Annotated in this window: 25 protein-coding genes; 18 read left to right on the forward strand and 7 right to left on the reverse strand. The window is 60.1% G+C overall.

Annotated features, from left to right (window positions below; genetic code table 11):
• The first annotated feature begins 6 nt into the window (after positions 1 to 6).
• Complete coding sequence (locus AC0L8G_RS11280) at positions 7 to 873, forward strand: phytanoyl-CoA dioxygenase family protein (RefSeq protein ID WP_473384294.1); 867 nt, start codon at positions 7 to 9, stop codon at positions 871 to 873.
• 102 nt (positions 874 to 975) lie between these two features.
• Complete coding sequence (locus AC0L8G_RS11285; RefSeq protein WP_473384295.1) at positions 976 to 1,458, forward strand: universal stress protein; 483 nt, start codon at positions 976 to 978, stop codon at positions 1,456 to 1,458.
• 28 nt (positions 1,459 to 1,486) lie between these two features.
• On the opposite strand, the gene AC0L8G_RS11290 is transcribed toward AC0L8G_RS11285, so the two are convergent.
• A complete protein-coding gene (locus AC0L8G_RS11290) occupies positions 1,487 to 2,638 on the reverse strand; it encodes a glycosyltransferase (RefSeq protein WP_473384296.1) in 1,152 nt (383 codons plus the stop codon).
• Positions 2,639 to 2,748: 110 nt separating this feature from the next.
• On the opposite strand from AC0L8G_RS11290, the gene hpnC reads away from it, so the two are divergent.
• Genes hpnC through AC0L8G_RS11315 form a run of 5 tightly spaced genes read left to right on the forward strand, consistent with a single transcriptional unit; the run spans position 2,749 to position 7,073 of the window.
• Entirely contained in the window at positions 2,749 to 3,657 is a 909-nt protein-coding gene (gene hpnC, locus AC0L8G_RS11295; RefSeq protein ID WP_473384297.1) for a squalene synthase HpnC, read from the forward strand.
• 4 nt (positions 3,658 to 3,661) lie between these two features.
• Positions 3,662 to 4,561 (forward strand): presqualene diphosphate synthase HpnD, encoded by a 900-nt coding sequence (gene hpnD / locus AC0L8G_RS11300; RefSeq protein ID WP_473384298.1) that lies wholly within the window; start codon positions 3,662 to 3,664, stop codon positions 4,559 to 4,561.
• Complete coding sequence (gene hpnE / locus AC0L8G_RS11305) at positions 4,558 to 5,838, forward strand: hydroxysqualene dehydroxylase HpnE (RefSeq protein ID WP_473384299.1); 1,281 nt, start codon at positions 4,558 to 4,560, stop codon at positions 5,836 to 5,838. The genes hpnD and hpnE overlap by 4 nt, the downstream gene beginning before the upstream one ends.
• A 22-nt stretch (positions 5,839 to 5,860) precedes the next feature.
• Positions 5,861 to 6,292, forward strand: coding sequence for a hypothetical protein (locus AC0L8G_RS11310; protein ID WP_473384300.1), 432 nt, complete (start codon positions 5,861 to 5,863; stop codon positions 6,290 to 6,292).
• Positions 6,293 to 6,320: 28 nt separating this feature from the next.
• Positions 6,321 to 7,073, forward strand: coding sequence for a phosphorylase family protein (locus AC0L8G_RS11315; RefSeq protein WP_473384301.1), 753 nt, complete (start codon positions 6,321 to 6,323; stop codon positions 7,071 to 7,073).
• On the opposite strand, the gene hpnH is transcribed toward AC0L8G_RS11315, so the two are convergent.
• Positions 7,017 to 8,171 (reverse strand): adenosyl-hopene transferase HpnH, encoded by a 1,155-nt coding sequence (gene hpnH, locus AC0L8G_RS11320; protein WP_473384302.1) that lies wholly within the window; start codon positions 8,169 to 8,171, stop codon positions 7,017 to 7,019. The two genes, AC0L8G_RS11315 and hpnH, sit on opposite strands and share 57 nt — an antisense overlap.
• A 47-nt stretch (positions 8,172 to 8,218) precedes the next feature.
• Complete coding sequence (gene ispH / locus AC0L8G_RS11325) at positions 8,219 to 9,211, reverse strand: 4-hydroxy-3-methylbut-2-enyl diphosphate reductase (protein ID WP_473384303.1); 993 nt, start codon at positions 9,209 to 9,211, stop codon at positions 8,219 to 8,221.
• 310 nt (positions 9,212 to 9,521) lie between these two features.
• Between ispH and AC0L8G_RS11330 the strand changes: the two genes are divergently transcribed.
• From AC0L8G_RS11330 to AC0L8G_RS11340, 3 genes are all read left to right on the forward strand, one after another.
• The gene (locus tag AC0L8G_RS11330) at positions 9,522 to 10,187 is read left to right on the forward strand and encodes a hypothetical protein (protein ID WP_473384304.1); all 666 of its coding nucleotides are present in this window, start codon (positions 9,522 to 9,524) and stop codon (positions 10,185 to 10,187) included.
• A 64-nt stretch (positions 10,188 to 10,251) separates the two neighbouring features.
• A complete protein-coding gene (locus tag AC0L8G_RS11335) occupies positions 10,252 to 10,665 on the forward strand; it encodes a hypothetical protein (RefSeq protein ID WP_473384305.1) in 414 nt (137 codons plus the stop codon).
• A gap of 139 nt (positions 10,666 to 10,804) precedes the next feature.
• The gene (locus AC0L8G_RS11340; protein WP_473384306.1) at positions 10,805 to 11,692 is read left to right on the forward strand and encodes a polyprenyl synthetase family protein; all 888 of its coding nucleotides are present in this window, start codon (positions 10,805 to 10,807) and stop codon (positions 11,690 to 11,692) included.
• Positions 11,693 to 11,699: 7 nt separating this feature from the next.
• Here the strand turns inward: AC0L8G_RS11340 and AC0L8G_RS11345 are convergent, their stop codons facing one another.
• The 4 genes from AC0L8G_RS11345 to AC0L8G_RS11360 form a co-directional block, all read right to left on the reverse strand.
• Positions 11,700 to 11,924 (reverse strand): hypothetical protein, encoded by a 225-nt coding sequence (locus AC0L8G_RS11345; RefSeq protein WP_473384307.1) that lies wholly within the window; start codon positions 11,922 to 11,924, stop codon positions 11,700 to 11,702.
• A gap of 29 nt (positions 11,925 to 11,953) precedes the next feature.
• On the reverse strand, positions 11,954 to 12,451 hold the full coding sequence (locus AC0L8G_RS11350; RefSeq protein WP_473384308.1) for a hypothetical protein: 498 nt from the start codon (positions 12,449 to 12,451) through the stop codon (positions 11,954 to 11,956).
• A gap of 14 nt (positions 12,452 to 12,465) precedes the next feature.
• On the reverse strand, positions 12,466 to 13,092 hold the full coding sequence (locus AC0L8G_RS11355; protein WP_473384309.1) for an MlaC/ttg2D family ABC transporter substrate-binding protein: 627 nt from the start codon (positions 13,090 to 13,092) through the stop codon (positions 12,466 to 12,468).
• 335 nt (positions 13,093 to 13,427) lie between these two features.
• A complete protein-coding gene (locus AC0L8G_RS11360) occupies positions 13,428 to 16,019 on the reverse strand; it encodes an MMPL family transporter (RefSeq protein ID WP_473384310.1) in 2,592 nt (863 codons plus the stop codon).
• A 128-nt stretch (positions 16,020 to 16,147) separates the two neighbouring features.
• Between AC0L8G_RS11360 and AC0L8G_RS11365 the strand changes: the two genes are divergently transcribed.
• The 8 genes from AC0L8G_RS11365 to AC0L8G_RS11400 all read left to right on the forward strand — a co-directional run bounded on the left by AC0L8G_RS11365 (position 16,148) and on the right by AC0L8G_RS11400 (position 25,375).
• Complete coding sequence (locus AC0L8G_RS11365; protein ID WP_473384311.1) at positions 16,148 to 17,395, forward strand: hydrolase; 1,248 nt, start codon at positions 16,148 to 16,150, stop codon at positions 17,393 to 17,395.
• Complete coding sequence (locus AC0L8G_RS11370) at positions 17,395 to 18,405, forward strand: arginine N-succinyltransferase (protein ID WP_473384312.1); 1,011 nt, start codon at positions 17,395 to 17,397, stop codon at positions 18,403 to 18,405. The genes AC0L8G_RS11365 and AC0L8G_RS11370 overlap by 1 nt, the downstream gene beginning before the upstream one ends.
• Positions 18,406 to 18,409: 4 nt before the next feature.
• Positions 18,410 to 19,870, forward strand: a complete 1,461-nt coding sequence (gene astD, locus AC0L8G_RS11375) for a succinylglutamate-semialdehyde dehydrogenase (RefSeq protein ID WP_473384313.1) — start codon at positions 18,410 to 18,412, stop codon at positions 19,868 to 19,870.
• 40 nt (positions 19,871 to 19,910) lie between these two features.
• Positions 19,911 to 20,240 carry a helix-turn-helix domain-containing protein gene (locus tag AC0L8G_RS11380; RefSeq protein WP_473384314.1) on the forward strand — a complete coding sequence of 110 codons (330 nt, stop codon included), beginning with the start codon at positions 19,911 to 19,913 and terminating at the stop codon, positions 20,238 to 20,240.
• Positions 20,241 to 20,344: 104 nt separating this feature from the next.
• Positions 20,345 to 20,650, forward strand: coding sequence for a GIY-YIG nuclease family protein (locus AC0L8G_RS11385; RefSeq protein ID WP_473384315.1), 306 nt, complete (start codon positions 20,345 to 20,347; stop codon positions 20,648 to 20,650).
• Between the two features lie 44 nt (positions 20,651 to 20,694).
• On the forward strand, positions 20,695 to 22,005 hold the full coding sequence (astB, locus tag AC0L8G_RS11390) for an N-succinylarginine dihydrolase (RefSeq protein ID WP_473384316.1): 1,311 nt from the start codon (positions 20,695 to 20,697) through the stop codon (positions 22,003 to 22,005).
• 15 nt (positions 22,006 to 22,020) lie between these two features.
• Positions 22,021 to 23,334: an APC family permease gene (locus tag AC0L8G_RS11395; RefSeq protein WP_473384317.1), complete on the forward strand. Its 1,314-nt coding sequence runs from the start codon at positions 22,021 to 22,023 to the stop codon at positions 23,332 to 23,334.
• 184 nt (positions 23,335 to 23,518) lie between these two features.
• Positions 23,519 to 25,375 (forward strand): ATP-binding protein, encoded by a 1,857-nt coding sequence (locus AC0L8G_RS11400; RefSeq protein WP_473384318.1) that lies wholly within the window; start codon positions 23,519 to 23,521, stop codon positions 25,373 to 25,375.
• Positions 25,376 to 25,378 lie beyond the last annotated feature (3 nt).

Raw genomic sequence — 25,378 nt, forward strand, 5'->3', positions numbered from 1 at the left:
AGCGATATGAACGCAAACCTTACCATCCGTGACGCCGATATTGCCAAATGGCTTGGCGGACGCAGTTTCGATGACTGGCGCACGCAGTTCGACCGTGACGGCTATGTGATCTTCGAGAATGTGCTGACGCAATCCGAGCTGGACGAAATCAAAAATGCGCTGGCGCCGCATCTCGGTCAGAACATCAAGGGACGCAACGAGTTTGAAGGCCGCGAGTCAAACCGCGTCTACGCCATGCTGGGAAAATCGCCCGTCTTCGCCGATCTGGTGATTCATCCGCTGGCCATGGCCTTTGTCGAGGCCGATCTCGGGTGCGAATGCCTGCTCTCGGCCTGCCTCGCGATAAATTTGCATCCGGGCGAAACCGCGCAACCCTGGCATTTTGACGACAGCCACTGTAAATGGCCGCGCCCGCGTCCAGCGCTGGGGGTTTCCACCTTCTGGGCGATCACCGACACGACCGAAACCAACGGCGCGACGGAAATTCTGCCGGGCAGCCATCTGTGGGCGGATGAATTCATCGACGGCGCCATTGGAGAGGATGATTTTTCCAAGACCGCCAGACGTGAGGGCAATCCGGGCGCGCGCGCAGATGCGATGAAAGCGGTGCTGACTGCCGGTTCGCTGATGATCGCCAAGGGAACGCTATGGCATCGCGGCGGCGCGAATACGTCTGATGAGGACCGGCTGATCATTACACCGCAATATTGCGCGGGCTGGACCAGAACGCTTGAAAACATGTCGCTCGCCGTGCCGCCGCAAACCGCGAAAAACCTGCCGCCGCGGGCGCAGGAATTGCTGGGTTATTCAATCTATCCGCCCTTTATGGGCTATGTAGACGGCCGCCATCCCAAGCGTTTGCTTGAATTCTGACGGTTTGATCATAATCAAATTGCCCTGCGCGTGAGTGGTTTAATCTTGGTTTGGGATGCTTAGGTAGAGTGTCTTGCAGGCAAGAGACAAAGGAGCATGCTTATGCAGTTCAAGTCGATTATCGCCGCCATTGACCTTGATGATGATCTCGCGGAAGGCGTAGTGGGCGCTGCGGCAAGCCTCGCCCATAAAGACGGCGCCGGATTGCAGATCGTCACCGTATGGCCGCCGCTGGCCGCCAACTCGCCGGGCTTTTCCGCCGAACTTGGCGCCAATTCGGCCGTCGTGACGGAAGCGCTGATGGATCAGCACCGTGAAGGCCGCAAGGATTGCGTCGCCCAGCTTGAAGGATTGACCGAACGCATGGCGCCGTCGGCCAAGGCCGTGGTGCTCGACGGCGAAGCGCCGGACGCGGTTGCGGACTATGCCCGGAAAATCAGCGCCGATGTGATCGTCACCGGGTCGCATCAACGCAATTTCTGGGGCGCGCTTTTTCAGGGCAGCGCCAGCATGGAGCTGGTGCGCGAGGCGCCTTGTGCGGTGTTTCTCGTGACCAAGGCCTTCGCCGAAAAGCACAAGACCTGAAAACGTCTGGGCCTGAAAAGGGCGGGGCCTAGTAGGTCCGGCCTTTCCACTGACCGCCTTCGCCGCGCCAATGGCGCAACGCCGAACTGACGGTCATCGCCATATATAGTGCGGCCGCAGCGGGCAACAGTGCGGCCTCCCATGGGGCGCGCCCGAACAGCCTGAGGGTCGGCCAATAGATGTAGCCCATCAGCGCGCACGCCCCCGCCGCGTAAAGCAGCGCAGCGAAGTTCCAATGGGAGAACGCGCTTAAAATAATCAGCGGCGCCGCGAGATAGACCAGCGCCATGCCAAACACGGCGCCCGCCAGCAATAGGGGCGAATATCCAAGCTGCGCATAGGCGGTGCGCGCCACCATATTCCAGATCGACGACAGCTCGCGATTGTCGCGCAAGCTGACCGCTTCGTCGCTGGCCAGGCCGATCCAGATTTTCGTCGTCGGCGACAGGTCTTTGATCGCTTTTGCAAAGGCGCAATCGTCGATCAACGCGCCCTTTATCGCGCTGACGCCGCCAATCGCTTCTATCGCATCGCGGCGCGCCAGCATGCACCCGCCAGCCGCCGCCGCCAGATTTTCATCCGGGTCGTTTGCAAGCGGAAAGGGATAAAGCTTCTGGAAGAAATAGATGAAGGCGGGAATCAGAAAGGACGCCCAGGGCCCGCGCGCATCGAGCCGCGCCATTAGCGAGGCCAGCGCCAGATTTTCTTTCTCCGCCTTCGCGACCAAACGCGACAGCGCATCGCGGGAAAGCGCGATGTCGGCGTCGGTCAGCAAAACATATTTCGCTTCCGGGGCGATTTCGCGCGCGCGGGCAAGGCCGGTCTCAACCGCCCAGATCTTGCCGGTCCAGCCATCGGGCAAGGGCGGAACCGTGACGACTTCAAACGGGCGGTTATAATCTGCCGCCGATGCGCAGGCGATATCCGCAGTCGCGTCGGTCGAGCCGTCATCCGCGAGCAGCAGGGTGAACTTGCCGGGATAGTCGGCGGCCATATGGGCGCGGATCACCGAGCCGACGGTTTCAGCCTCGTCCCGCGCTGGAATGATGGCGACGATTTCTGGCCAGTGCGCCGGCGCAGACGGATCCCCAAGCCATTGCGACGCACGCCAGAAGCCGCCCCGCAGGAGCGTCAGCCAGCCCCAGGCGGCCAGCGCGAGAAATGCGATAAAGGTCAACATGCATCGCTGATAGCCCGGCCCCGCTTGATACGCAAAGGGCCGGCTATAAAGCGCCGCTCCGGGCGGTGTTCCGCCTTGGAAAAGTCAGCGAAATCCGTAAGGTGCGGGCTATGTCCAGTGCACAGGAAATCAACGCCGCCGCGCCTGTCGCGAGTTCCGCGCCGGGCGGCGCGGAAACCCCCTCCGGCAAGGGGGCGAAGGACGAGAACTTTCCCGTCGGCTCCTTCCTGTTGCCGAAACATCTGCGCCCCCATGTGGCGAAATATTACGATTTCGCCCGGGCGATTGACGATATCGCCGACAACCCGGATTTGGCGCCCGAAGAGAAAATCAGACGCCTGCGCGCTTTTGACGGCGCGCTGACCGGCGAGCCCGGTTACGGCGCCGAGTATGAAAAGGCCTACGCCCTGCGCGCCAGCATGGCGGAGACAAACGTCACCACAAAACATGGCTCGGATTTGATCGCGGCGTTCATTCAGGACTGCGAGAAAAATCGCTACGCCACATGGGACGAATTGCTCGGCTATTGCGCGCTCTCCGCTAATCCGGTCGGGCGCTATCTGCTCGACCTGCATGGCGAGGATCAATCAGGTTATCGCTATTCCGATGCGCTGTGCACGGTGTTGCAGATCGTCAATCATTTGCAGGATTGCGGCGAGGACAAACGCGATCTCGACCGGGTCTATGTGCTGTCCGACTGGCTGGCGGAAGAACGCGGCGCCATTGAAGACATCGACAAGCCCGCCCTGAGCGAAGGCTTGCGCGCGGTGATGGACCGCATGCTCGATGGCTGCGAGGCGTTGATGCTCGATGCGCGCAAACTTCCCGCAGCGCTCGCCTCAAAACATCTCGCCATGGAATCGGCGATCATTGTGCGCCTTGCGGACCGGTTGATCACGCGCCTTCGCAGGGGCGACCCGCTGGCGACGCGCGTATCGCTCAGCAAACTCGACTTCGCTTCGGCTGGCCTGCGCGGGGCGGTCGCCGGTTTTTTCGAAGCGGGCAGGGGCGCGGATTAAACCCATGAACGCCCCCATGCATGTTTCGAGCATCACGCTGGAAGACGCGCGTCGTCACGCCGAAGAAACGGTGAAGCGGTCGAACACCTCTTTCGGGCCGGGCATGCGCATCCTTTCCAGGCCGCGCCGCGAAGGCATGTATGCGGTTTACGCCTTCTGCCGCGAAGTGGACGACATCGCCGATGAAGGCGGCGCGCGCGAGGAAAAGCGCGCAGGCCTCGCCGCATGGCGCACGGAGATCGACCGCCTGTTCAAGGGAGAGCCGCAAACGCCGACCGGCGTCGCCTTGCTAGAGCCGGTGACACAGTTTCATCTGTCTAAAGACGAATTCCTGTTGATGATTGAAGGCATGGAAATGGACGCCGAAGGTCCGATCGTCGCGCCGTCCATGGAAACATTGCTCGCCTATACGCGCCGCGTCGCGGGGGCGGCGGGTCAGCTTTCCATGCCGGTTTTCGGCGCGCCGCAGGGTAAGGCGTCCGATGATTTTTCGATCTCGCTGGGCGATGCATTGCAGCTCACCAACATTTTGCGCGATGTGGAGCAGGACGCCGAAGAAGGCCGGCTCTATCTGCCGCGCGAATTACTGGAAAAACATGGATGCCCGCTGACGCCGGAGACGATTGCGACCGCGCCGGGATTGCCGGCTGTGCGCGCGGAACTGGCCGAGCTGGCGCGAGCGAAATTCGCCGCCGCGCGCACGGCGTTAAAGTCGCTCGACTGGCGCGTGTTGCGTCCGGCGCTGTTGATGATGGGCGTTTATGAGCGCTATCTCGATAAAATGTGCGCGCGCGGCTGGGCCAATGGCCAAGCACGGGTGACGATTTCAAAAGCTGAAAAAGCGATGATTGCTATCCGCTGGCTCATTGCGCCGAAACTCACCCGCGAGGCGCCGGCGCAATGACCCGTGTACATATCATTGGAGCGGGGCTTTCGGGTCTCGCCGCTGCGGTGCGCCTGATCGAACATGATGTGCCGGTGACGGTCTATGAGGGCGCGGGCCAGGCGGGCGGGCGCTGCCGCACATTCTATGACAAACACCTTGAGCGCGAAATCGACAATGGCAATCACCTGATCATGTCCGGCAACAAGTCGGCGCTGTCTTATCTCAACCGCATTGGTGCGGAAGACCCGCTAACCGGCCCGCCCTTCGCCATGTATCCCTTTGTGGATGTGAAAACCGGTCAACGCTGGACCGTGCGCATCAATGAAGGCTTCATTCCGTTCTGGGTGTTCGACAAACAATGGCGCGTGCCCGATACAGGTGTGATGGATTATGTGAAGGCGGGCGTGATTGCGTTTGCCGGCGCCGACAAGACGGTCGCCGATGTGGTCGACAGGAACAGTGTTCTCTATGAGCGCTTCTGGGAGCCGCTGACGCTCGCTGTCCTGAATACGACGCCTGAGATCGGACAGGCGAAGATGCTCTGGCATGTCATTCGCGAAACATTTTTACTGGGCGGGCAGGCGTCCATTCCGCTGACGGCCAAGACCGGTCTCGGCCATGCCTTTATCGATCCGGCGGTGAAATTCATCACCGCCCATGGCGGGACCGTGCGCCTCAATGCGCGGGTGCGCAGCGTCTGGATGGAAGGCGGCGAAGTAACAACGCTCAACTTTGCTGACGAGACTGTGACGCTGGAGGAAGGCGACAAGGTCATCTTCGCCATTCCGCCGACGCGGTTGAAGGACTTGCTGCCCGATGTGGACCCACCCGATGACGACGCCAGCATTTTGAATATTCATTACCGCCTCGGCAAACCGGTCCCGAAAAGGGCGCTGGGCGAGGGGCCGTTCATCGGGATGATCGGTTCCGACGGGCAATGGGCCTTTGTGCGCGACGACGTCATCAGCCTTACCACTTCCGCCTCGCACGCGATCGGCACCGATGATCTGCCTAATGACGATGTGGTCTCGAAAATCTGGCGCGAAACGCAAGTGGCGCTTGATCTTGGCGACACGGAGTATGAGCGCGTGCGCGTCATCCGCGAAAAACGCGCGACGCCGGACCAGTCGCCCGCTGGCGCGCGCAAGCGTCTGAAGCAAGAGACCCTGTGGCGCAACCTCTTCCTTGCCGGCGACCATACGGATACGGGCGTGCCCGCGACGATTGAAGGATCGATCCGGTCGGGCGACCGAGCGGCTGAATTGGCGCTTAAATCCATCTCGCGGCAGGCTTAAGCGCTATTCTGTGGCATAGGTGATGAGCATGTTTCAGCTTTTTGGTTCGCTTGCGAGTAACAAGAAAATCGCACTTGATCTCAGACTCACCAGAGATAGCGTGGCGGCCGGTGACGATTTTGATGCGCCGCATGAAAAGCTGCTGCATGTAAAAATTGAACCGACTTGGACGGCGATATTTAATGCGATCTTAGAGCAGAAGTATCTTCCTACGATCGGCAGCGGCAATGCGACATGGGTCGGTGTCTCGCTGGAGCCGGTCGCCGTTCTCGCCCAGCAATGGCAATGGCGAGCAAGGCCGATTGGTCATGAGCCGGGCATTCCGAGTGATCTCCGGGATGAACAAGGGCGCCTTCGCGTGCATTTTAGTTATCTGGCCCAGCTCGATCCGGAAGTTGCGTTTGAGGTGCTGAGCAGATGCTCGTTCAGCGCCATGAAGGTGGGCCAGCGCTAGGCCGCGAAGGCATTCAGAAGGTGAATCCATGGCTTTCATCGGCGTCATTTGCGGCTTGAAATCCGAAGCGGAAGCGGTGTCGGCGAGCGTCGACGCGTCTAAAATCCGCATCGGCGTTTCCGGCGCCAATGCGGCGCGCGCCGAAGAGATTGCACGGGACTTCTGCAACGAGGGCGCGAGCGCAATCATATCCGTTGGCGTTTCCGGCGGGCTCGATCCGGCGCTGAGGCCCGGCGACCTCATCATCGGCGAGACGATCATCGCCGATGACGGCTCAATCTATGGGTCTGACAGATATTTGCTTGCGGCTATCACCTCCGCTCATCCCGGCGAAAGCCGGGACCCAGTAAAGAAAAAGACTCTGGATCCCCGCCTGCGCGGGAATGAGCGGGGAGGGTATGTTTTAAAAACCCTCTTCGGCGCAGGCGAGATCATCGACAGCGCGATGAAGAAATCGGCCTTGTTTCAAAATCACGGCGCGGTCGCGGTCGATATGGAAAGCCATGGGGCTGCAAGGGCGGCGGCGCATGCGGGCGCCCCGTTTCTCGCCATTCGCGCCATTGCAGACCCGGCGGACCGGGCGCTGCCGCCAGCGGCGCTGGGCGCGGTTGCGCCGGACGGTTCCACGCGCGTCCTAAAAACACTTGGGGCCGCGTTACGCGACCCCAAACAGTTTCCGGATTTAATGAAACTTGGCAGCGATAGCGCCGCCGCGACGAAGACCTTACGCCGCGACCTCGGCCCGCTCTTTCTTCGCCTTTTTCTCAGCTTCGATCTTTGACATCTCGGCTTCGACGAGTTTTTCATGCACGTCTTCCGCCGGGCGCGCATTGGTCAGATCGATTTCCGGCGCCATCGGGCCTTCGGTCGGGATTTTGAAGATGTTCGGGATCTTGAACATCTTGAACGGGTTTTTCACCGCGTCCATGGCCGCTGTCGGCTCATAGCCGCAATGGGCCATGCAGTTTGAGCATTTCTCATATTTGCCGGTGCCGTATTGATCCCACTCGGTCGTCTCCATCAGCTCTTTAAAGCTGGAGACATAACCTTCGCCGAGCAGGTAGCATGGCTTTTGCCAGCCAAAGACGGAGCGCGTCGGCGAGCCCCAGGGCGTGCACAGATATTCTTCATTGCCCGCGAGGAAGTTGAGGAACAGCGATGAGTGCGACAGGTTCCATTTGCGCCCGCGCTCTTTGCCGATTTTGAAAATATCGCGGAACAGGTTCTTGGTTTTTTCGCGCGACAGGAAATGTTCCTTGTCTTCGGCGCGTTCATAGGCGTAGCCCGGCGAAATCGAAATGCCGACGCCAAGGTCCGTCGCAAAGTCGAGATAATCGGCGACCTGTTTCGCGGTCATATTGTCAAAGATCGTCGCGTTGACATTGACGTTGAAGCCTTTGTCCTGCGCCGCTTTGATCGCTTTGACGGCGATTTTGAAGGTGCCTTTCTGGTCCACCGCGTGGTCATGTTCTTCTTCAAGGCCGTCGAGATGAACCGAGAAGAACAGGAAGGGCGACGGCGTAAAGAGGTCGAGTTTCTTTTCGAGCAGCAGCGCGTTGGTGCAAAGCGACACGAATTTCTTGCGCTTGACGATGCCCGCAACGATCTCGCCGATTTCCTTGTGGATCAGCGGTTCGCCGCCGGGGATCGCCACAACCGGCGCGCCGCATTCATCGACCGCATCAAGACATTCCTGCACCGACAGGCGCTTATTGAGGATCGGCGCCGGGTAATCGATCTTGCCGCAGCCGGGGCAAGCGAGGTTGCAGCGGAAGAGGGGCTCCAGAAACAGGACCAGCGGATATTTTTCCCGGCCGAGCAAAGTCTGTTTTGCTACATAGGCGCCGACGCGGACTTGCTGATGAAGCGATACTGACATTTGCGGGTCTCCGAAGTGTTCTTGTTGATGCAGGTCGATCGTATTGGTTAGGCGTTGCTGACGGCCCAGGCTTCCATGGCGTCTTTCGGACGCGGCACGTCGGCGAGTTCTTTCGGCAGCTTAAAGTGAACGTTCTCTTCGACGCCGTCGAGGGTTTCGACCGTCACATCGCAGTAAGTCTTCAACCGGGTGATGGTTTCCTGCACCAGCGTTTCAGGTGCGGACGCGCCGGCGGTGAGGCCAATCGTTGCAACCCCTTCGAGCCAGGCGGGGTCGAACATCCGCGCATCTTCAATCAGATGGCTGGGGATGCCGAAATTCTCGCCGATTTCGCGCAGGCGGTTTGAGTTCGATGAGTTATGCGCGCCGACAACCAGCAGCAGATCGACCTGTTTCGCCATGGCGATGACGGCGGTCTGGCGGTTTTGCGTCGCGTAACAAATATCGCGCGTATCGGGCCCGACGATTTTCGGGAAGCGTTCTTTCAGGGCGACGATCACATCCTTGGTGTCGTTCACCGACAAAGTCGTCTGCGTCACGAAGGCGACGCGCTCCGCATCGGCGACCTCGAGGCCGGCGACGTCTTCCGGTTCGGAGATCACATGCACCGTGCCGGGGATCTGGCCCAGCGTGCCTTCCACTTCCGGATGACCGATATGGCCGATCAGGACGATGTCATATCCCTTCTCGGCGTAGCGGCGGCCTTCCTTGTGGACCTTGGTCACCAGCGGGCAGGTCGCGTCGATCACGCCGAGCTCGCGCACCAGGGCGCCGTCCTCGACCTTGCGGGCGACCCCATGGGCGGAGAACACCGTCACCGCGCCGGTGGGGATCTCGTCAATTTCCTCGACAAAGATCGCGCCGCGCGCGCGCAGGGTTTCGACAACGAATTTGTTGTGGACAATTTCATGGCGGACATAGACCGGCGCGCCAAATTTCTCGAGGGCGCGCTCGACAATGTCGATCGCCCGTTCGACGCCGGCGCAGAAGCCCCGCGGCTGAGCCAGAACGACTTTGATTTTCTTGTTATTCGTCGTCATCGCTTCTCGCCCCTCGGCCTTACTCAGTTGCCCGAAAGCGAATATATTCCACGGCTCCGCCCAGTCTTCAACGGGGCGGCGACCCACAGATGCGCTTTCATTTGTCACCTATATCGTGAGTTGCGCTGCAGTGCAAAAGAACCTCGCCAGTCTTACGCGAAATTCAGCCGGCTTGTGGCTTCGGGGGCGCAAGCCGCCAGGGCGCGCTGTCATTGAGGTTTAGCGCATGATCGCCGCCGTCTTGGCGGCCCGGCGGCGCTCGTGTAGCGTTTGCGCCGGGGTAACGATCGAGTGAGGGGGCCAGTCCGGCATGTTTCGCATTTTCTCAGGCAATCAGGACGCCAGCGCCTGGCCCATGGACAAAGTCCTCGCCGCGCTGGAAGGCCAGTATGGCGCGCTTCACAAATTGGGCGAAGAAGGCCCGCTGGCGGTCTATGGGGTTGAGCAAAATGGCGTCAACTTCATCATCGCCCTGATGCAGACGGCGGAAGGGTCCGGCAAGCTGGCGGAAATGGGCTTTCTGGCCCGTTTTCTCGGTTTTGATCTGAGCGAGCCGATGATCGAAGCGCTTAACCGCAATCTGCATATTTCGGTGGCCTCGATTGAGGCCAATGGCGACCTCTTCCTGATGGCGGGGCTTGAGGTGGTCGGCGCTTATGATCATGGCCAGTTCGTGATGACGCTTGAGACCTGGAAGCGCGATCTGATGATGACGCTGCACCGGATTTCCGGCGAAGGGGCTTCCATGGCGGCGGCGTTCCCGGCGGCGCGCCTTGAGGCGGCGCGGGAATTCGCCGTGAACACGGCTCCGGCGCCGGTTGAGGGGCGGCCCATGGACCTGCTGGCGAGTTTTCTTGGCGCGGATATTAAGCGTGAGGCCTGCGGCGATTGCGGCGGACGCGGCAAACGCGGCCTCATCGCCCGTATCTGTGCGGCCTGCGAGGGAACAGGGTTTACCGCCAAGCGACAATCCTGACCTCGCGCTCAACCCTTGGGCAACCAAATCCCGCTTGAATAGCCCTGCTAAGCGGGAGGCGGGCATGCGGTTTATGTTGTGGGGAATGGCGGCGTTCGCGCTCGGCGCTTGCGCCCAGGCGGGCGAGGGAAACAGCGCAAGCCAGCCGATTTCCGAGAGCATGGCGGAATGCGCTGCGATCTTTGAAGTCACCGCGATTTCAGCAGATGACAAGGGCAAGCCGGACCGGCAAATCACCGCCATGCATGAAGGCGCCTATGCGTTCCGCAAGGCGGCGGTGATGCGTGCGTCGCAGGAAGGCGTCGCCAATCCGAAAGCGTTTGTCGCCGCGACCTACAACGCAAAGCGCAAAAAATGGGGCGCGCGCTGGCTCGATTCCTCCGACGCCGCATTCATTCTTGACGCCAGCGAAAATCTCGACTGGGTTCGCTATTGCGGCAAGATGGGCAAGGCCCATGGCGTGTTGCCGGTCTGGTGATCTCGACCGGGCGACGGCTTTCAGCATCGGTTTTCAGGGTGGCGTTTTCGACCCGCCCCGTTTAATCAGCCGCATGGGTCCGGCCCGGCGCCGGACCGGGATTCGGCAGATCGGTTAAGACGGGGTTGAAGGCGGGGCGATGTCAGATTTTCAAACGACGATTCGGGAAACGGCGGGACTGGTTGAGACCGCGCTGGAAGACTTCCTGCCAACCCGCGACGGCCCGCTTGGCCGGGTCGTAGACGCCATGCGCTGGGGGGCGCTTGATGGCGGCAAGCGGTTGCGCCCTTTCCTCGTTGTCGCCGCGGCGGACATGTTCGACGCGCCGCGCGCGCGGTCGGTGCGCGTCGGCTGCGCGGTCGAGATGATCCATTGCTATTCGCTGATCCATGACGATTTGCCGGCGATGGATGACAGCGATCTGCGCCGGGGCCGTCCGTCGGTGCACAAGAAATTTGATGATGCGACGGCGATCCTCGCGGGCGATGCCTTGCTGACGCAAGCGTTTGAGATTCTGGCCGAGAAAGAAACCCATCCCGATGGCGATATTCGCTGCGCCATCGCGCTGGAACTCGCCCGCGCGTCGGGCAAGATCGGCATGGTCGGCGGCCAGATGATCGACATCTATGCCGAGCAGAAAGAGTTCGATTTGACGGGCATCGAGGAGTTGCAGCGCCTGAAGACCGGCGCCCTGATCCGTTTCTCCGCGGTTGGCGGCGGGCTTATCGGCGAAGCCTCAAGCGATGAAGTCGCGGCGCTGACGAACTATGCGGAAGATCTCGGCCTCGCATTCCAGATTGTCGACGACATTCTCGACGCGACAGCCGACGCCGAAACGCTGGGCAAACCCGCCGGCCAGGACGCGGAAATGGACAAGGCGACCTTCATCAAGCTTCTCGGCATGGACGGCGCCAAGTCAAAAGCCGCCGAGCTTGTCGAGCGCTGCAAGGCCCATCTCGACCGCTTCGGTTCTGCTGCGGAGCCGCTTAAAGGCGCGGCGGATTTTGTGTTTGAACGGAAGAGCTAGATTCTGGTTACTTTCGGCGCGGGCGCTCAGCATGGTTTTCGGCGGGAATAATGAAATGGATGCCTTCGCGTTGGTATAGCGTGCGAATTTGGTCGGCGAAGGAGGAAACAAGGTGTGCAAACGCCGTGCGGCTTCTGCGTTCGGCTAAAAGGCTAAAAAACAAAGCAGCCCCAACTGACCAAACTGAAACCAGCATGCCCAATACGGTTAATGAAAGTTCAAAATCTGACATTCCGAATATCATAGTACTAATCTCGCAATTTAAGACGCGTTTTTCAAGTCATCTATTAATCGGTTGAGTTTGCGCAGATCAGCTTTCTTTTGGGTTGATTTTTGCCGCTGTGCGCCAGCCGAGACGGCACCGACGCCAATGCTGAAAAGGCCGCCTGCGACCACCACAACAGCTCCTACTCCACCGGAAGCGAGAATTGCTGCAATGCCGGCGCCGGCGGTAACTAGCCCAACCCCGGTAACCGACTGATCGAGCAGTTTTGCATTTGCTCCGTGCTTTTCTGACTGATCAGATTCTTCGTCTGCAATATCTTCAAGAAATGTCACAATAACATCTCGGAGTTCTTTATTTTGGCATTGCTCGCGAACCAGTGCTTTGAATCGGGCACGGGAGGCGGGGTACTCGATAATTTTCAGAAAGGTCGGACTATCGAATTCAATCCTTTCTTTGTCGCCAAGCATGACCGCTCGCGCGTCTTGAAAAAACAATTCCGCAAGTTTCGTCTCATTAGGGCTGTGAGGCGACATGGCGTTGTCCGTTTTTATTTAGCTTCTTCCTCCAGCCGGTCCAGCAACGCATCAACACTGTTCGACGCGATGAAGGACGAGAACTCCTCGCGCTTCACCAGCATGATCGACACGCCCTGAACGATAATGTCGATGGCTTTGCGCTCGCCGGAGCGCAATTCGCGCACGCGCCAGTCGACCATGATCGGCCCGCCATCCTTGCGGTCGAACTTCGTCCTGACGATCACGTCGCGCGCGCCGAGCGCTTTGGCTTCAACCACTTCCAGCGGCTTGCCGACAATGTCCTGAAACTGCTCAGCGTAGAGCTTGGTCAGGTATAGCGGGAACACCGCATTGTAGCGGTCGAGCTGCGCTTCGCTCATGGATTTGCGGGTGTCGCCGATCATGAACTTACCGATCACGTCGAGCGCCATGCCTTCGGCCAGCACCTGACGGAACTCCTCAAGCTGCACTGCCTCTGACTTGTCGGAGGTGAGCGCCGCCGTGGCGCCGGCTGTCAGCTCTTTCGCAAAGGCGACAGCGCCGTCAATCGCTGCGCTCTCGGCGGCGGCGGCGGGCTCCTCAGCCGCGGTCGCGACAGCGGGAACGGCGGAGGTCGCGGCGATCAAGGCGGCGAGAACGCGGACACGGGACATGAACATGGGTAAGGCCCTCAAGAAATGCGGGTGCGCGCGAACGGCGCGGGAATGAAGTTCGAACAATATGGGGCGATTGCGGCGGAATTCCAGCAATGCGCCGCCGGGCAAATGACAAATGCGTTAGAAAGGCTCATGCGTGTGGTCTGAAAAATGCCCTAACATCATGAAAATACGTTGGTATTTTTTGTCAGCTTGAGGCGCTTCATCGCCGCTCTTCATCCTGAGGAGCCCCGACCTCCCTTCGCCCTTCGAGACACGTTCACTGCGTGAACGCCCTCAGGATGAAGGGATCGGGGGCGTCTCGAAGGACGCGGCGATGCTACGCGCTGGAAGTACCGTCAGGATTTGTGAGCACGCTTCGCCGCACGTTTTTCCTCAAACCGGAAGGCCGCCGGCAGCACGATCAAGGTGCAGACCAGGGTGAAGGCGATGGCGATGGACAAGAGCTCGCCCATGGAGGCGGTGCCCCGATGCGGCGACAGCATCAGGCTGCCAAAGGAGGCGACCGTGGTCAGCGCCGAGAACAACACCGCGCGCGGGGTCGAGGTGCCGTAAACGCCGTCGCCGGCCTTCACCTGCTCATTGCGCAAGACGAGGTGAATGCCGCTATCGACGCCGATGCCGATCAGCAGCGGCAGCACGATCACATTGGCGTAGTTGAACGGAATGTTGAGCAGCACGCCGGTCGCAGAGGTCAGCACCGCCGCCAGCGCCAATGGAAACAACATGAGCAGCACGGTGCGGAAACTGCGCACCAGCAACCACAGGAAGATGGCGATGGCCGTAAAGGCGATGCCCGTCGCCTGCAGCATGGCGATTGAAATCGTTTCGCCCGCCTTGCGCGCCTGATAGGCGCCGCCGGCGAGATCGGGAATGACCGCCTCCACCTCGTCGACAAATTCATCAAGCGCCCGGAAGTCGCGCACATCCGCCTTGGGAAGAATGTCGACGCGCCATTTGCCGTCGGCGGAGAGATAGCGTTCGCGCAAGGATGGGGGCAGGGCTTCGAGCTCAACATAATCCGCATTCAGACCGTCGCGCAGTTGCGCCACAAGCTGCGGCCAGAAAGCAAAGACATTTTCCTGCATTTTCGCCTGCGCGGCCGGGTCGGCTTCGAGCTGGCCCAGCAGTCCGGCAAGGCGCTTCGCCGGTCCGTCCGTATAGGCTTCATCAAGGCGGGCTTTCAGTGCAGCAATGCCTGCCGCCGTAGCCGAGCCTTCGATAGACGACGGTTCGGCGTCGAGGGCGAACACCAAAGTGCCCGCGCCGAAATCGATCAGCTCAAGTTTTTCATCCTGTTCATCGGGAATGAAATCGGAGAGGGCGCGCACGCTGTCTACGGTCTGCAATCCGCGGACAAGGCTGTCGGTCTCATTGGCTTGTGCTTCATTGTCCACAAGCCGGCTCAGGCGATAGGGCGCGGTCTCGGGATTGTCGAATAACAGGTTGAACCCCTGCACGGACGGCGCCTTTGGATTGCGCAGCGCCATCTGGTCTGCGTCAAAGCGAACTTGCGGCATCAGGAACAGGGCCGCGACGCCGAGCGCGATCGTCAACAGGGAGATCGGGCCGGCATGCCCGGCGATCCAGTCGAACATGCCCCGGACTGCGCCGCTCTGGGTCTGTTTCGGCGTGCCCTTGAAAATGAACAAGGCGGCGGGCGCGAAGGTCACGGTTACGAAAAACGCGACGACAACGCCGACGCCGGCGATGACCCCCAATTGCGCGATGCCGTCAAACTTGGTCGGCACGAAGGACAGGAAGGCGATCGCCGTGGTCGGCGCGGCGAGGGCGAGGGCGGGGCCGACCTCATGCACCGTCCGGCGCAGGGCGCTCATATTATCGCGGCCTGCGGCGCGGTGTTCCTGCAAATGCAACAGCAGGTGAATGGCGAAATCGAGCCCGAGACCGACCAGCAGCACCGTGAAGGCGACGGATACAAGATTGAGTTCGCCGATGAATATCGCCGCCAGTGCAGATGTCACGGTCAGGGTGACGATCAGCCCGAGCAGCGTCACGATCGCCATGGGCAGAGAGCGATAACAAATGAGCAGCAGGAAAGTGACCAGCACGAAAGACAACAGGAAGGAGAGGCCGATGCCTGTGGTCACCGCTTCCAGCTCTTCCATGCGCAGGGCCGGATCGCCGGTCACAAAGGTTTCCACCCGCCCGCCATACTTCGCGTCGAGTTCTTTTGTGTCTGCGCGCAGGGCGTTGATCGCGGTCTTGGCCGGTTTCAGCTTGGTGAAGTCGAGCACCGGCGTCGCGTAGAGCAGCCGGGTGTGAACCTCTTCCTCCCCGGCTTGCGTATCGAGAACGCCCATCCACGAAAACGGGCGCTGTTCGCCCGCGAGACTGGCTTCGGCGACTCCGGCCAATTCCGCATAGAGAAGTTGCAGGGTTTCCTGACCAAGGTCGGAGCGTTCGGCGAGTTTGTCATTATCCGCGAGGGTTGTGAACAAGGTGCCGAGCGTCGGCGACTTGATCAGCGTTTCGATCAGCCCGGCGGCTTTCGACATTTGCGACAGCCGGGATTCAAGCTCGTCCTGCGTCAGATATAGCAATCCGTTATTGCGGAAAAACGGATCGGCGGCAGGGGCGAAGACTTCGGTGAAGTTCGTATTGTCGGCCAGCAGCGCGGCGCGCAGATCCCCCGCATAGGCGTCCGCCTCATCAAGCGTCGGCGCCCGCACGATAATCAGGACATCGTTTTTGATCTGGGGGAAAGCATCGCGCAATTCGCCCGCCCGCTGCTGGAACGGCAGTTCCGGGTCGAGCATGGCGCTCGTGTCGGTATTCACCTTCAGATGGGTCGCCGCGTAATAGCCGCAGGCGCCCGCAAGGAGCAAAATCAACGCCGCCAGGGGGGCTCCGGCCCGGCGCGCCATTTCGGTCCACGCCGCCAGCAATTTTTCAATGAATTTCAGCATCCGCCTTCTGGAATGGTTATCTTTCCGGAGACTATAGGCTGCTTCGCGGCGGGAAGAAACGACCGGAAGCGGCGGCCCCATGGGGGTCTCCCTTGCGGGGGTTTGCAAGGATCGCTAGTGCATTGGCTATGACAACCAACCATAACTATAAAGCCGATCTCGCCTTTCTCGACGACAGGCGCGCGCCCATGACCGAAACCCTGCGGGCCTGGTGCGCCATCAATTCAGGCAGCGCCAATCTGGCCGGACTGAAGCGGATGCACGCCGCTCTGGCGGAGGGGTTCGCGGCGCTGGGCGCGGAGATCGAAACCATTCCGTCGCGCCCGCATCAGGTGGTGACCCGCGAAGGCGAAGTGATCGAGCAACCGGTCGGCGACATGCTGCGCCTTGTGGTGCGGCCGCAAGCGCCGGTGCGGGTCTTGCTGGCGGGCCATATGGATACGGTGTTCGCCCCGGATCATCCGTTTCAGGGCGAAAAATTTCTCGACGATGATACGCTGAACGCGCCGGGCGCCGCCGACATGAAGGGCGGCCTGCTGGTCATGCTCAACGCGCTGCTGGCGATTGAAAATTCATCGCTCGCAGATCGCATCGGCTATGAAGTGCTGATCAACGCAGATGAAGAGATTGGCTCTATCGGTTCGGCGCATATGCTGACCGAAGCCGCCAGGCGCGCGCAATTCGCCTGCGTCTATGAACCGGCGCTGCCTGACGGCACGCTGGCCGGCGCCCGCAAGGGCAGCGGAAATTTCGCGGCGGTCATTCGCGGCAAGAGCGCCCATGCGGGGCGCGAACACCATCTTGGCCGCAACGCCATCGCGGCGGCGGCGGATTTCATTTCCGGCATCGACAAATTGTCGGGCGGGCGCGAAGGCCTGACTGTCAATGTGGCGCGGGTCGATGGCGGCGGTCCGAACAATGTCGTCCCCGATCTGGCGGTGGTGCGCTTCAATGTGCGCCTTGAACAGCCGGACGATTCCGACTGGCTGTTGGCGCAGGCAAATGCGCTGATCGCCGATATTGACGGGCGCGACGGATATGCGGCGAAGCTTGAAGGCGGTTTTACCCGCCCGCCAAAACCGATGACGCCGCAATTGAACGCATTCTTTCTGGCGCTGCGCGCCGCCGGGGTCGATCTCGGGATCAACATTGACTGGGCGCCCACCGGCGGTTGCTGCGACGGCAACAATATTGCGGCGGCGGGCATTCCCGTCATCGACACGCTGGGCGTCAGGGGCGCAAACATCCATTCGGCGCAGGAATTCGCCAAACTCGACAGTCTGGTCGAGCGCGCGAAACTCTCCGCGCTTTTGCTTTTGAAGATTGCGGCCGGAGAGATCCCCAATCCCGGCACCTTTGAGACGGAGAAAAGCTGATGTCGCTGGCCTTTATGCGCCCGGTGCGGCGCGAGGATTTCGACGCGATCCATGCGCTCGCCAAACAATCGGGCGGCGGCATGACCAATCTTCCTTCCGACCCCGCGGCCTTGCGCCCGCGCATCGACTTCGCTGCGGCGAGTTTTGAAAAGAATGCAAAAGCGCCCGGCGGTGAAGTCTACACCATGGTGCTGGAGCAGGACGGCAAGGTGCTCGGTCTTTCCGCAGTGTTTTCCTCGGTCGGGCTGGAGCATGGTTTCGTCAATTACCGCATCAACAAGGCGGTGCATGTCTCCAAGGAATTGCGCAAACGGTTCGAACAGCGCCAGCTCGTTTTAAGTTACGATTTCTCCGGCGCGTCGGAAGTCGGCTCGCTTTTCCTGTCGCCCGATGCGCGCGGCGGCGGCTATGGCAAATTTCTCGCCCGCGCGCGCTATCTGTTCATTGCCCAGCATCGCGAGTTAATCGCAAACCCTGTCTGCGCGGAGCTTCGCGGCTGGCGCGGCAAGGATGGGGAGCAGCCCTTCTGGGAAGCGATCGGCAAGAACTTTTTTGACATGGAGTTTGAGGAGGCCGATTCCGCCAACTCCTCCCTCGGCAATCAGATCATTTCCGACTTGCTGCCGCGCCACCCGATCTATGTGGCGATGTTGCCGGAGGCGGCGCGCAATACGCTTGGCAAGCCCCATGACAGCGCCTTTCCCGCATATAAAATGTTATTGGGCGAAGGCTTCGCCTTTAACAATTATATCGACGTGTTTGACGGCGGGCCGCTGGTGGATGCGGACATCGAAGACATCAAAACCGTGAAAGAAAGCAAGGTCTATAAAGTGCAGATCGGCGAACCGGGCGATGCGCCGATGCAACTGATCGGCGCCGGGCGGCTGCAGAGTTTCCGCGCCGCGCGCGGTCACGGAAAAATCGACGGCGATGTCATGACGATTTCGGACGACGCGGCAAAGGCGCTTGGCGTTAAAGCGGGCGATGAGATTCGCGCAGTAGCATGGTGAAACAATGACAAACAAAATCCTGATCGACGGCAAATGGCGCGATGGCGCGGGCGCGGAATTTTCAAGCTTCGACCCGTCAACCGGCGAGACCATCTGGACCGGCGCGGCGGCGACCAAGAATGACGTCAATGAAGCGGTCAGCGCGGCGCGCGGCGCCTTTGAAAAATGGGCGCTCACCCCGCTCTCGGAACGCATCGCCATAATGGAGCGCTATCGCGACATCATCAAACGCGACGGCGAAGAACTGGCGCGCCTGATTTCGCGCGAGACCGGCAAGCCGTTCTGGGAAACCAAAACCGAAGCCGCCACGGTCGCGGGCAAGGTCGATATCTCGATCCGCGCCTATCATGAACGCACCGGCGAGAAAGAAACCGCGACCGGCGCGACGCGCGGCATGCTCCGGCACAAGCCTCATGGCGTGATGGCAGTGCTCGGGCCTTATAACTTCCCGGCGCATCTGCCGAACGGGCACATCGTGCCGGCGCTGATTGCGGGCAACACAGTCGTGTTCAAACCGTCGGAAATGACGCCGGGGCCGGGCGCCTTCATCGTCGAGCGCATGCTTGAGGCGGGCGTGCCGGAAGGCGTCGTCAATCTGGTGCAGGGCGGACGCGAAACCGGCGAGGCGCTCACCGGCGCCGATGTGGACGGGGTTCTGTTTACCGGCGGCGCCAAGACCGGCCTTGCGATCCATAAAATGTTCGCCGACCGGCTCGATGTTATTCTGGCGCTGGAGCTTGGCGGCAATAATCCGCTGATCTGGTGGGACGTGGATGATGTGGACGCCGCCGCCTTTACGGTCGTGCAATCGGCCTTCCTCACCAGCGGCCAGCGCTGCACCTGTGCGCGCCGCTTGATCGTGCCGGAAGGCGCGGCGGGCGACAAGGCGTTGCTGGCGCTCGCCAAACTTACCGAACGGCTGCGCATTGGCGCGCCGTTTGACGATCCGCAACCGTTCATGGGCCCGGTCATCTCGCCGAAAATCGCTGAAGGGCTGGAACGCGCTTTCGATCAACTGCTCGATAGCGACGGCGTGCCGATCAAGAATCTTTCCGTCATCGATGAGGGCAAGGCGTTTGTCTCGCCGGGGATCATCGACGTTACCTTGAGCGACAGCGTGCCCGATGAAGAACATTTCGGCCCGCTGCTGAAGGTCTGGCGCGTCAAGGATTTCGACGAAGCAATCCGCCGCGCCAACAAAACGCGCTTCGGGTTGTCCGCCGGCATCCTCACCGACGACAAGGCGAAATGGGAGAAATTCCTGGCGCTGTCGCGCGCCGGCATTGTCAACTGGAACCGTCAGACCACGGGCGCGTCAGGCGCGGCGCCCTTTGGCGGCATTGGCGCCAGCGGCAATCACAAACCGTCCGCCTATTACGCCGCCGACTATTGCGCTTATCCGGTCGCGAGCATGGAAGGCGAGGGATTGCTCGCGATGCCGGAGGGGCAGGTAGGGGTTAAGTGATCGTCGATGCCAATTTAGGCGTCCTATGCGGAGTTTGGAGGTGACCGGAACGCGAGTCATTGCAAACATTAGGCTATGGCGACTCTTTCGCGGACTTACATGCGCTGAGCTTGGCGAGATTATCGGCAAGAGTGATGATACGGTATCTAGGTGGGAGCGTGGCGTAAGAAACCTCAACGTTGCAGATTTGGATATCTTGGCGAAAGCTCTAAATTGCACTTCCTATGATTTGATGTTTCGTGGCCCCGAAGAAGAAGTTGATATCGTCAAAATCTGGACGGAGTTGGCTGATTCAGAAAGAGAAGTTGTTCTGAAAATGTTGCGCGCTCTAGTTGATGATGGATCGAAAAACAAAAATGACCTACGCTGAATATAATTTCGACTGGATAGTGGCGTTTACGAAACCTTTCCCCGCTCATCCCTGCGAAAGCAGGGATCCAGAATGTTGAGTTTCTGTGGAGGGAAACGACCAACATGGCCTATCCCGGTGAGAAGTGTTTCTGGGTTTATATTCTTGCGAGCCAAAGGAATGGCACGCTTTACATTGGCTCTACGGATGACCTTGGCAAGAGAATTTGGGAGCACAAAGAAAATGTCTACAAAGGATTTACATCGAAATACGGCGTAAAGCTTCTGGTCTGGCATGAAGCGCATGAGACGCGTGAAGCGGCGTTCATTCGTGAACGGCAGATGAAAAAATGGAAGCGAGCATGGAAGATAGAACTGATTGAGAAAGAAAATCCCGATTGGGTGGATTTGTATGAAACGCTTAATCTGTGACTATTCTGGATCCCTGCTTTCGCAGGGATGAGCGGTTGAGAGATATGACTCGATATAACGAATACAATTTCGACGGCCTGATCGGACCCACGCATAATTATGCGGGGCTCTCCTTCGGCAATCTGGCGTCGGCGAAAAACGCCGGCGCGGCGTCGAACCCGAAAGAGGCGGCGTTGCAAGGGCTCGCCAAAATGCGCGCGGCGATGGCGCTGGGCCTGAAGCAGGGCTTCCTGCCGCCGCAGGATCGCCCGCATTTGAAGACCCTGCGCGCACTAGGCTTTGCCGGAACCGACAGGCAGATCATCGAAAAGGCGGCGAAGGCCGAGCCGCAATTGCTCGCCAATTGTTACGCCGCTTCACCCATGTGGACCGCGAATGCGGGAACCGTCGCGCCGTCGCCGGACACGCAAGACGGCAAGGCGCATTTCACGCCCGCCAATCTCGCCGCAAATTTTCACCGGTCGATTGAAGCGGACACGACCGCGCGCGTGCTCGCCCATATTTTCAAGGACGAGAAATATTTCGTCCATCACCCGCCATTGCCCGGCGCCATGCATTTTGGCGATGAGGGCGCGGCGAACCATGGCCGCCTCTGCGAAAACCATGGCGACAAGGGCGTGCATCTGTTCGTCTATGGCCTTGACGGTGAAAAATTCCCCGCGCGCCAGAAGAAGGTCGCCAGCGAAGCGGTCGCCCGTAATCATCTGCTTGATCCTGCGCAAACCGTCTTCGTGCAGCAATCGAAAGCCGCGCTCGACGCCGGCGCCTTCCACAATGATGTGGTCGGCGTCGCCAACGGAACCGTGTTGTTCCTGCATGCGCAAAGCTTCGCCGACCCGAAAGCCGCCTATAAGGCGATCCGCGAGGCGGCGCCTTATGTGGAGATCATCGAGGCGCCGGCGAAGGATGTCTCCCTCGACGACTGCATCAAATCCTATCTCTTCAATTCGCAGCTTCTGACGCTCCCCGGCGGCGAGATGGCGCTATTACTGCCCGCCGAGGCGGAGGAAAACGCCCGCGTCAAAGCCTTTGTTGACGACACGCTGGCGAAGAACAATCCGATCAACCGCATCATCTACAAGAATGTGCGCGAATCCATGCGCAATGGCGGCGGCCCGGCCTGCCTGCGGTTGCGCGTTGTGCTTTCGGATGAAGAAGCCAGCGCCGCGAACCCGAATTTCATTCTCGATGATGCGCGCATCACGGCGCTCGAACATTGGGTGAAGGCGCATTATCGCGACCGCCTGACCCCGGACGACCTTGCAGACCCCGAATTAATGACGGAAAGTCTCGCCGCGATGCAGGCCTTGACCGACCTGCTCGCTATGGGGTCGTTTTATGATTTTCAGCGATAAAGCAAGCTGACGCCCATGATGGGGGGCGGCGACAAATTTACGGCGCGCACGGCGACGGCGGTGATCGTCGCCAATATGATCGGCACTGGCGTCTTCACCAGTCTCGGTTTTCAGGTCGCGGAATTTCGCTCAGGTTTTTTGCTATTGCTGTTATGGGCGGCGGGCGGTCTTGCTTCGCTGTGCGGCGCCATGAGTTACGCCGAACTGGGCGCCGCCCTGCCGCGCTCGGGCGGCGAATATAATTTCCTGACGCGGATCTATCATCCCGCCGCCGGTTTCGTGTCGGGCTGGATTTCCTCGACCATCGGCTTCGCCGCGCCGACCGCGCTCGCCGCCATGACCTTCGGCGCCTATGCCTCAGCGAGCATGGGCGAGGGCGCGCCTCCATGGACTGCGAAAGCGCTCGCGGTGTCGCTGGTCGCGGCGCTGATGGTCATTCACGCCACCAACCGGCGCAATAGCGGCGGCACGCAACTGGTCTTCACCATCCTCAAGGTGGCGGTGATCCTCGCCTTCTGCGCGGCTGGCATTTGGCTGGGCGGGGAAGGGGCGAATGTGCGCTTTGCGCCATCGGTAGAGGATGTCTCGCCGCTCATGTCCGGCTCCTTCGCGATTGCGCTGATCTATGTGAGCTACGCCTATGCGGGATGGAATGCGGCGACCTATCTGTCGGGCGAAATCCGCGAGCCGCAAAAATCGCTTCCCATGGTGCTGTTTGCGGGGACGGCGATCGTCGCGACGCTTTATGTGGCGCTCAATTTTGTTTTCCTGAACGCCGCCCCGATGGATGCGCTCGAAGGCAAGATCGAGATTGGGTATATCGCTGCGTCGCATCTGTTCGGCGAGGGCGCGGCGCGCGCGACCGGCGCCGTCTTGTCCTTGCTGCTGATCTCAACCGTCAGCGCCATGACGATTGCCGGGCCCCGGGTTTTGCATGTCATCGGCGAGGACTTCCCGATCCTCGCCTGGCTCGGCAGGACAAACAAAGCGGGCGTGCCGTCGCGGGCGATCTATTTCCAGTCGCTTTTGGCGATCATCTTCATCCTGACTTCTAGCTTTCAATCGGTGCTGATTTTCGCCGGTTTCGCCGTCGCGCTGAACAGTTTCGTCACCGTGCTCGGACTGTTTGTCCTGCGCTGGCGCCAGCCGTCGCTTGAGCGGCCTTACCGCGTGTCTTTCTATCCTTTTGCGCCGCTGATCTATCTGGCGCTGACCGGCTGGACGCTGGCTTATGTGCTGATCGACCGCCCGGCGGAGGGGTTGTTCGCGCTCGGCGTGATTGGCGCCGGGCTGGTGTTTTACATCGCTGCGACGTTTTTACGCCGATAGCCCGCGCGGTGCGGCCGTGAAGCTGTTTCATATTGAAACATGCATCTGTGCATAGGCGCGCCGAACACTGGTCAGAGTAGCATCAGCTTAAGACTTTTCCTCTATTTTAAAGCTGATTGAACACCCCGTTATTCGAGGCATTCAAACAGGCGGCGCTCAATGACCGCCGCATCGGGAGAAGTGAATGCAGCAAGCCGCGCCTCAGCAAGAAGTCGCTGACGGACACGCCCAAGCGTCGGTCCTCTCCGGACTGATTGCAACCGCGCAGACCCGGCGCGAACAGTTGAAAACCCGTTACATCATTGCAGCGATCGGCGCCGTCATTCTTTGGGCGGTCGTCAATCCGCTTTGGGCCGTCTTATGGTTTGCGGCGATCGTTGTGAGCCAGGTCGCGGATACGTATATCTGGCGCGCCTTCACGGATTCATCGCGCAAGACCCCGCCCTCCGAGAAAGAGTGGGTGCGGCTGTGTTTTTCCGCGGCGCAAGCGACGACGGTCTACTCATTCTTCCCGGTATTGCTGTGGATGCATTGGGGCGACCAGGGCAAAATTTTCGCGATGATGTGGCTTGCCGGCGCGCTGTTGCATGTCACCATGCATATGCATCATGAAAAGCGCACCTTCCTTGCTGCGGTCATTCCCCATTCCATCTACTTTTTCGCCTTGCCGACCTACACGCTGGTCACGGGGGAGACGCCGGGCCGGATAGGCAGCCTCGCGATCCTTTGCTCGCAAGTGCTGTATGTCACCCATCTCATGGTGGCCTTCAAAGCCTATAAAGCGACCAGCGCGGCCATGCGCTATGAACGCGAGCGCGCGCTTGAGCGCCAGATCGCGGCGGAGCAGGCCAATCAGGCGAAATCGACATTTCTTGCCAATATGAGCCATGAGATCCGCACGCCGATGAACGGCATTCTCGGCATGGCGGCGGCGCTGGAGGATAGCGACCTGACGCCGGACCAGAAAGAAAAGCTGAAAATCATCAGCGACTCCGGCGATCTGTTGATGCTTGTGCTGAACGACCTTCTCGACTTTTCGAAGATAGAGGCGAACAAGATCGAACTCGATACGGCGCCCTTTATTCTCGATGAAGTTGCGACCCGCGTCGAGCGACTGCATGCTTTGAAGGCCTCTGAAAAAGGCATTCGTCTCGACATTGCGTGCACGGGCGATTGCGCCGCGGTGCGGTCCGGCGATGAGCATCGTATTTTGCAGATTCTGCACAACCTCGTTTCGAACGCCATCAAGTTCACTGACAATGGTGTGGTCCGCGTGTTGATCGAAGCGCCGTCGGCATATGGCAGCCGCGTCCGCATCACGGTCAGCGACACCGGCATTGGCCTGGCGCCGGACCAGCTTGAGCGCATTTTCGAACCCTTCGTGCAGGCGGATGTCACCACCACGCGCAAATATGGCGGCACCGGTCTCGGCCTCGCCATCACCAGACAACTGGTCGAGGCGATGGACGGGGAAATCCGGGTCGAGTCAAAACGGGGCGAGGGCTCGCGCTTCATCGTGGAATTCCCTGCGCCATTGTCTGAGCATCAGGGCGATAGTTCGGCGACGGCGCCGGTCATGGCGGAAACGCTGGGCGGGCGTCCGGCGACTGCGCCATCGCCCTTCCGGGGATCGGTTTCGGGCTTGCGCATTCTTGTCGGCGAAGACAATGCGGTGAACCAGGCGGTGATAAGCGCCTTTCTCAGCCAGCGCGACCACAAGGTCACTTTCGCGGATGACGGTCTCGACGCGGTGACGTCATTTGAAAATGACAGCTTCGATCTTGTCCTGATGGACATTTCGATGCCGGGCCTTGACGGCGTGGAAGCGATGGGGCGGATCCGTGACATTGAACGCCAGCGCGGAGACGCGCCCGCGCCGATCATTGCAGTGTCGGCGCATGCGATGAAACAGCAGGTCGTAGAATATCTCGCGCTCGGCTTTGACGGTTACGTCACCAAGCCGATCCGCGCGGAAACGCTGCATGCGGAAATTGACCGCGCAATGGCGCCGCGCCCGGAAGCCTCTTCCAACGTTGCTTAGCGC

The organism is Hyphococcus sp. D3-15 (assembly GCF_055809375.1).

Bases quoted from the DNA above. Each gene is read 5' to 3' on its own strand.
- AC0L8G_RS11280 (WP_473384294.1), top strand. From the start codon at position 7: ATGAACGCAAACCTTACCATCCGTGACGCCGATATTGCCAAATGGCTT.
- AC0L8G_RS11285 (WP_473384295.1), top strand. From the start codon at position 976: ATGCAGTTCAAGTCGATTATCGCCGCCATTGACCTTGATGATGATCTC.
- AC0L8G_RS11290 (WP_473384296.1), bottom strand. From the start codon at position 2,638: ATGTTGACCTTTATCGCATTTCTCGCGCTGGCCGCCTGGGGCTGGCTG.
- hpnC (WP_473384297.1), top strand. From the start codon at position 2,749: ATGTCCAGTGCACAGGAAATCAACGCCGCCGCGCCTGTCGCGAGTTCC.
- hpnD (WP_473384298.1), top strand. From the start codon at position 3,662: ATGAACGCCCCCATGCATGTTTCGAGCATCACGCTGGAAGACGCGCGT.
- hpnE (WP_473384299.1), top strand. From the start codon at position 4,558: ATGACCCGTGTACATATCATTGGAGCGGGGCTTTCGGGTCTCGCCGCT.
- AC0L8G_RS11310 (WP_473384300.1), top strand. From the start codon at position 5,861: ATGAGCATGTTTCAGCTTTTTGGTTCGCTTGCGAGTAACAAGAAAATC.
- AC0L8G_RS11315 (WP_473384301.1), top strand. From the start codon at position 6,321: ATGGCTTTCATCGGCGTCATTTGCGGCTTGAAATCCGAAGCGGAAGCG.
- hpnH (WP_473384302.1), bottom strand. From the start codon at position 8,171: ATGTCAGTATCGCTTCATCAGCAAGTCCGCGTCGGCGCCTATGTAGCA.
- ispH (WP_473384303.1), bottom strand. From the start codon at position 9,211: ATGACGACGAATAACAAGAAAATCAAAGTCGTTCTGGCTCAGCCGCGG.
- AC0L8G_RS11330 (WP_473384304.1), top strand. From the start codon at position 9,522: ATGTTTCGCATTTTCTCAGGCAATCAGGACGCCAGCGCCTGGCCCATG.
- AC0L8G_RS11335 (WP_473384305.1), top strand. From the start codon at position 10,252: ATGCGGTTTATGTTGTGGGGAATGGCGGCGTTCGCGCTCGGCGCTTGC.
- AC0L8G_RS11340 (WP_473384306.1), top strand. From the start codon at position 10,805: ATGTCAGATTTTCAAACGACGATTCGGGAAACGGCGGGACTGGTTGAG.
- AC0L8G_RS11345 (WP_473384307.1), bottom strand. From the start codon at position 11,924: ATGTCAGATTTTGAACTTTCATTAACCGTATTGGGCATGCTGGTTTCA.
- AC0L8G_RS11350 (WP_473384308.1), bottom strand. From the start codon at position 12,451: ATGTCGCCTCACAGCCCTAATGAGACGAAACTTGCGGAATTGTTTTTT.
- AC0L8G_RS11355 (WP_473384309.1), bottom strand. From the start codon at position 13,092: ATGTTCATGTCCCGTGTCCGCGTTCTCGCCGCCTTGATCGCCGCGACC.
- AC0L8G_RS11360 (WP_473384310.1), bottom strand. From the start codon at position 16,019: ATGCTGAAATTCATTGAAAAATTGCTGGCGGCGTGGACCGAAATGGCG.
- AC0L8G_RS11365 (WP_473384311.1), top strand. From the start codon at position 16,148: ATGACAACCAACCATAACTATAAAGCCGATCTCGCCTTTCTCGACGAC.
- AC0L8G_RS11370 (WP_473384312.1), top strand. From the start codon at position 17,395: ATGTCGCTGGCCTTTATGCGCCCGGTGCGGCGCGAGGATTTCGACGCG.
- astD (WP_473384313.1), top strand. From the start codon at position 18,410: ATGACAAACAAAATCCTGATCGACGGCAAATGGCGCGATGGCGCGGGC.
- AC0L8G_RS11385 (WP_473384315.1), top strand. From the start codon at position 20,345: ATGGCCTATCCCGGTGAGAAGTGTTTCTGGGTTTATATTCTTGCGAGC.
- astB (WP_473384316.1), top strand. From the start codon at position 20,695: ATGACTCGATATAACGAATACAATTTCGACGGCCTGATCGGACCCACG.
- AC0L8G_RS11395 (WP_473384317.1), top strand. From the start codon at position 22,021: ATGATGGGGGGCGGCGACAAATTTACGGCGCGCACGGCGACGGCGGTG.
- AC0L8G_RS11400 (WP_473384318.1), top strand. From the start codon at position 23,519: ATGCAGCAAGCCGCGCCTCAGCAAGAAGTCGCTGACGGACACGCCCAA.